Origin of the sequence: Moorena sp. SIO2C4 (assembly GCF_010672485.1) — a bacterium.
Lineage (GTDB): Bacteria > Cyanobacteriota > Cyanobacteriia > Cyanobacteriales > Coleofasciculaceae > Moorena > Moorena producens.
On sequence record NZ_JAAHGN010000437.1, the window covers coordinates 1 to 5990 of the forward strand.

Sequence of the window (5990 nt, forward strand, 5' to 3'; positions counted from 1 at the left end):
GGATATCACCAAACGTGATCAAGAAACTATAGCAGAAGTCAAAAGTCAGAAGTCATTTGTCAGAAGTCAAACTCTTGCGCTTACAAAGGGTTTGAGACTTTTGTCATCTCCTAACTGCCCTGGCGACTGCTATACTATCAAGAAAGTACTATAGCAAAGGAAACAGGGAGTAGGGGTAATAAAATTGAATGTACCTCGTAAGTATAGGAAACCCTATAAAAATCTTTACCATCTTCCCATCTCCCCATCTCCCCACACTTGCCACACTTGCCACACTTGCCACACTTCCCGACTCCCGACTCCCTGATTAAGGGAACTGCTATAGTTACTGTTGAGGTTAATGTAAATTATTTACTCGCTTCAACCCAGCAGAGTTCTGGTCGTACTCGTCTAGGTCAACTGAAATCGGCTCAACATTCCAGATTTCCTGACAATACTCCCGAATCGTGCGGTCTGAAGAGAATTTGCCCATATTCGCCGCATTAATAATCGACATCCGAGTCCAGTGATTCTGATCCCGATAGGCTTGGCTTACTTGCTTCTGGGTATTCACATAGGACTGGTAGTCTGCCAAAAGCAGGTACTCATCGCCGTACAGTAGGGAATCCACAAGTGGCTTAAACAGGTCGGGATTACGGGGATAGAAGTACCTAGAGCCAATCTGATCGATTACCTGCTTGAGCTGTTTATTGTTGTTATAGTATTCTTGTGGGTTATATCCCCCAGCCTTGAGAGCGTATACTTCCTCAGTAGTTAGACCAAACAGGAAAAAGTTGTCTGCTCCTGCTTCTTCTCGGATTTCAATATTAGCACCATCCAAGGTACCAATCGTTAACGCTCCATTCATGGCAAATTTCATATTGCCAGTCCCAGAGGCTTCCTTGCCAGCAGTGGAGATTTGCTCTGAAAGGTCCGCTGCTGGGTAAACCTGCTCTCCGAGGGAAACCGAGAAGCCTTCTAAGAAAACTACCTTTATGCGATCGCTTACATCAGGGTCATCATTGATCACCTCTGCTACCGAGTTGATCAACTTAATCACCAGTTTAGCCAAGTAGTAACCCGGTGCTGCTTTGCCAGCGAAAATAAAGGTTCGGGGCAAGATATCGATCGAGGGATTCTCCTTGATCTGGTTGTAGAGAGTAATGATATGGAGTACATTCAACAACTGACGCTTGTACTCGTGAATCCGCTTGACTTGGACATCAAACAGGGAATTAGGATCAACCTTAATATTGTTGTGCAGCAGAATATAATCTGCCAGGTTTTTCTTGTGCAGCTGTTTAATCTTGCGCCAGCGTACGCAAAACTCAGCATCATTAACAAACTGCTCTAACTGTTTGAGCTGGTCTAGATCAGTAACCCAACCCTCTCCAATTTTCTCAGTAATCAGTTCCGACAGTTGAGGATTACTCAGCAATAGCCACCGACGGGGTGTGACCCCATTGGTCATATTAATAAACTTATTTGGCCACAATTCATAGAAATCTCGCAGCACATCCTTCTTCAGCAATTCCGTGTGCAGTGCCGCCACCCCATTAATAGCATGGCTACCTACGCAGGCTAAATGAGCCATCCGCAAAGACTTCTCAGGTTCCTCGTCAATCAAGGACATTCGTCTGAGCCGGTCATTATCACCTGGATACTTCAGACGCACATGATCCAAGAAGCGACGGTTGATTTCATAGATAATCTCTAACTGCCTTGGTAAGAGTCTCTCAAATAGGCTAACTGGCCAGCGTTCCAAAGCCTCTGCTAGCAAAGTATGATTAGTATAGCCAAAAGTGTTCTTAGTAATATACCAAGCTCGATTCCAGCTCAATTTGTACTTATCCAAGAACAACCGCATCAGCTCCGCCACCCCAATCGATGGGTGAGTATCATTCAGCTGAATCGCAATTTTCTCATGGAACAGGTCGAAATTACGATTAGTTCGTCGATAATTATTAATAATGTCCTGAAGAGAACAGCTAACAAAGAAATACTGCTGCTCCAGCCGTAGTTGCTTCCCTTGGGAAGTGTTATCATTGGGATAGAGAACTTTCGAGATATTCTCGGAATAGATCTTCTCAGTCACAGAGCCAGCATAATCACCGCTGTCGAACACCTCAAAATCAAATTCTTCACTGGCACCAGCACGCCACAAACGCAGGGTATTGACGGTATTTTTCTTGTAACCAGGCACTGGTATATCGTAGGGAGTACCCAAAACCTGCCACTCGGGAATCCAACGTACCCGATAGCGACCTCCCTCATCCTTGTAGGATTCTGTCTTACCCCCGAAATTCACCTCAACTGTTAATTCTGGGCGTCTGATTTCCCAAGGGTTGCCGAACCGTAGCCACTTGTCAGGACGTTCAACTTGAGCACCATCAATGATCCGCTGGTCAAAGATGCCGAATTCATAACGGATCCCATACCCAACAGCAGGAATTTCTAAAGTTGCCAAGGAGTCCAGGAAACAAGCAGCCAAGCGTCCTAAACCTCCATTTCCTAAACCAGGCTCAGCTTCCAGCATTTTCAGGTCATCTAGCTCCAGCCCAGATTCGTGGAGAGCTTGGCTGAGCCGATCATATATTCCCAAATTGAGCAAATTGTTAGTGAGCTGGCGACCCATCAAAAATTCTGCTGACAGGTAATATACAGTCTTAGTATTTTTTCTAGTATAGGTTTCTAAGGTTTTAATCCACCGCTGGAGTAGCCGGTCTCTTACCGTATAAGCCAGAGCCATATAGTAATCGTAGGGTGTAGCCAAAAACTGATTTTTACCCTGGATATAATAAAGATTGTCAGCAAAGGCTCGCTTAAGGGTTTCCACCGACATACCTGTGCGGTCATCTTCTACCTTAACCTTGATTTGTTCTGTGAGGTTGGTAGGTTCCTTCATAGTGTGGCTCATCCTGACCAAAAACTTGTCACTCTATTATGGATTCTCTTTTGCCAGAGAGTAAGCATGGTCAGTGACTGCTGCCATTAACCCCAAGGGCGTAAGTATCTGACCCAATTGAGAACTGCCATAGGCTATGTTACCCTAGTAAAAATTTCACAGCCTCGCTCCAATGACACCGGAATGGGAAGCCCTAATCGTTGGCATTAACCGTTATCCAGAATACACCAACTTTAACGACCTGACTGTTGCTGCATTAGATGGGGCAAATGTCGCTCAACGATTAGAGCAGTATGGCTATGAACCGTTTCGGATTCAGGACTTACCCCTTGGGTTGACCCAAAAAGGAGCAGGGGGAGTATCCAGCACAGGACTGGTAAAATTAGAGGAATTAAGGGAAGCAGTCGCTAATCTGTTTAATCCTCCACCTCCCAACCAACCCCCAGAAACCGCCCTATTCTTCTTTTCAGGCCATGGCTGTAGACAAGAGGTGGATGGACAACAAGACGTTTTCTTAGTCACTAGTGATGCCTTTCCTGATGTGGGAATTTATGGCTATCCTCTGCGGGAATTAGGTCAGCAAATCGCAACTAGCCCAGTCAAACAGGTAGTGATTTGGTTAGATTGTTGCTACAGTGGCGAGTTACTAAGCTTGCTCCCATTTATCCCAACTGATAAAGCTTACTGCTTGATTACTGCCACTCGTTCCTATGAACCGGGAGTAGAGATTAGCCATGAACAAGGAGTATTTACCAAGGCGTTACTGGCAGGGTTGAATCTGGAAAATCACCCGGATGGTATTGTAAATAGTCATAATTTGGCCTTGTTTATTGAGCAGCGGATGTCAAGGACTGGACAACGTCCTTTAATCGCTAACTCAAAACAAGCCATTCTACTGACTACCCAGTTTCCGAAACTGAGCTTTCAGGATAAATGCCCCTACCGGTCTCTGTCTTATTTTACCGCATTACCAGAGGATGCTCTGGTGTTTCACGGTCGTTCTCAGTTGACCCAGCAGTTAATTGAGCGAGTTAAAACTAAAGACCGTCTGCTGGTAGTGTTAGGGGCTTCCGGCAGTGGCAAGTCTTCCTTACTCAGGGCGGGTTTATTGTATCAGCTGAAGTTAGGTCAGGCAATTGCTGGAAGCGATCGCTGGCATTATCTAGAACCTTTCACTCCAGGTGTTGCACCAAAGCAAAGGTTACAGGAGGTGCAGGAGTTGGGAAAGCTTTTAGACAACAAGGGAGACAATTCTAGTCTTACTCTAGTAGCGACTTCTGAACCGGTGGTCATGATTATTGACCAGTTTGAAGAGTGCTTCACTATGGGTCAACCTGACCAACGGCTGGAATTCTTTAACAGTTTAAGTGAATTATTAGACAACAAAGACAATCTAATTGTGTTAATTGCCATGCGCTCTGACTTTCGGGGGCGGTTGCGAGAGTATCCTCAATTAGTAGAGAAGATCAATAAACCATTAATCAATGTAGACCACTTGAACCGTCAGGAAATTGAAGAAGCGATCGCTAAACCAGCTGAATTAGTAGGATTAGGGATTGAGGGCAGATTAAAACAGCAACTGATTAACGATGTGGAAGATTATCCAGGCAGCCTGCCCCTGCTCCAATATACTCTGACGGAATTATGGAAACAGTCAAGACAGCAGCAGGAAAGGTTTTTACGGTTAGAAACCTATCAACAGTTAGGGGGAATTGAGGGAACTCTCGAAAAGAGAGCCAATCAGGTATTTGATAGTCTCTCAGCGGAAGAACAAAGTGTGGCTAGGCGTTTGTTCTTGGAATTAACTCAAGTCGGAGATACTCTCGATACCCGTAGACGAGTAAGCCTGGGGGAGTTAGTCAATTCTCACCACAGTTTAGAACTGCTCGATGCTGTTAGCCAGACCTTAGCCAGTTCAGAGAACCGCTTGATTACTAGAAGCCATCAAGAAAATTCCCAGGATGTGGTTTTGGATGTAGTTCATGAAGCCTTGATTCGCCACTGGGGAAGGTTGCTGGAGTGGAAGCAGAGTTACACAGAAGGGATGGTAGTGGAACGCAAGCTGGAAGCGGCGGCAGAAGAATGGCAGCAGAAGGGTAAGAAGCGTGATGATGCCGGTGTACTGTTGCTTGGGGGGAAGTTAGTAGAAGCCCAGGAGTATTTAAACAAGTATGGCAAGTTGAGGATGTTGGATGGGCTGGCCGAGGAGTATATTCAGGTAAGCCGTCACAAGCACAAGCAAATCACCCGTAACCGCCGGTTAGTAGCGGTAGGGTTTGTTAGTGTGTTGGTATTGGGGACAGTTATTTCAACAGCTTTTGGGTTGCAGTCTCGTAAACAGGCGATAAAGGTAGAAGAACAGGCCAGAAAGGCAGAAGAAAGTGAAATTAAAGTCCTGAGTCAACTTTCAGAACTATTGTTTACCTTAGATCAACCATTTGATGCTCTAAAAGAGGGTTTAAAGGCATTAGGAAAACTGAAACAGGCGAATTGGGTAAAAGGTGATACTAGGATTAAAGCGATCGCTAGTTTACGGGAATCTCTCTATGGAGTGAAAGAATTTAATAGCCTAGACGAACAAAGCGAAGCTGTCTATAGCGTGGCCTTTAGCCCAGATGGCCAGACTATCGCTACTGCTAGTATTGACAACACCGTGAAACTTTGGAACCTAAAAGGCAAACCCCTGCACACCCTCACTGGACATAGCGATTATGTCACTAGCGTTACCTTTAGCCCAGATGGGAAGACTATCGCTACCGCTAGTGGGGACAAGACGGTGAAACTGTGGAATCACCAAGGCAAACACCTGCACACCCTCACTGGACATAGCCATTATGTCACTAGCGTGGCCTTTAGCCCAGAAGGCCAGACTATCGCTACTGCTAGTGGGGACAACACGGTGAAACTGTGGAATCACCAAGGCAAACACCTGCACACCCTCACTGGACATAGGAACTTTGTCACTAGTGTGGCCTTTAGCCCAGAAGGCCAGACTATCGCTACTGCTAGTGGGGACAACACGGTGAAACTGTGGAATCACCAAGGCAAACCCCTGCACACCCTCACTGGACATAGCGAACCTGTCATGAGTGTAGCCTTTAGCCCA

At 45.7% G+C, this 5990-nt stretch carries 3 protein-coding genes; 2 read left to right on the forward strand and 1 reads right to left on the reverse strand.

Features of this window, described 5'->3' with window-relative positions:
• The first annotated feature begins 184 nt into the window (after positions 1 to 184).
• Positions 185 to 307 (forward strand): hypothetical protein, encoded by a 123-nt coding sequence (locus F6K20_RS21255; protein WP_287295942.1) that lies wholly within the window; start codon positions 185 to 187, stop codon positions 305 to 307.
• A 30-nt stretch (positions 308 to 337) separates the two neighbouring features.
• Here F6K20_RS21255 and F6K20_RS21260 read toward each other — a convergent pair whose 3' ends face one another.
• Positions 338 to 2884 carry a glycogen/starch/alpha-glucan phosphorylase gene (locus tag F6K20_RS21260; protein WP_008180653.1) on the reverse strand — a complete coding sequence of 849 codons (2547 nt, stop codon included), beginning with the start codon at positions 2882 to 2884 and terminating at the stop codon, positions 338 to 340.
• 172 nt (positions 2885 to 3056) lie between these two features.
• On the opposite strand from F6K20_RS21260, the gene F6K20_RS21265 reads away from it, so the two are divergent.
• A partial coding sequence (locus F6K20_RS21265; RefSeq protein WP_287295944.1) for an nSTAND1 domain-containing NTPase occupies positions 3057 to 5990 on the forward strand: 2934 nt, incomplete at its 3' end.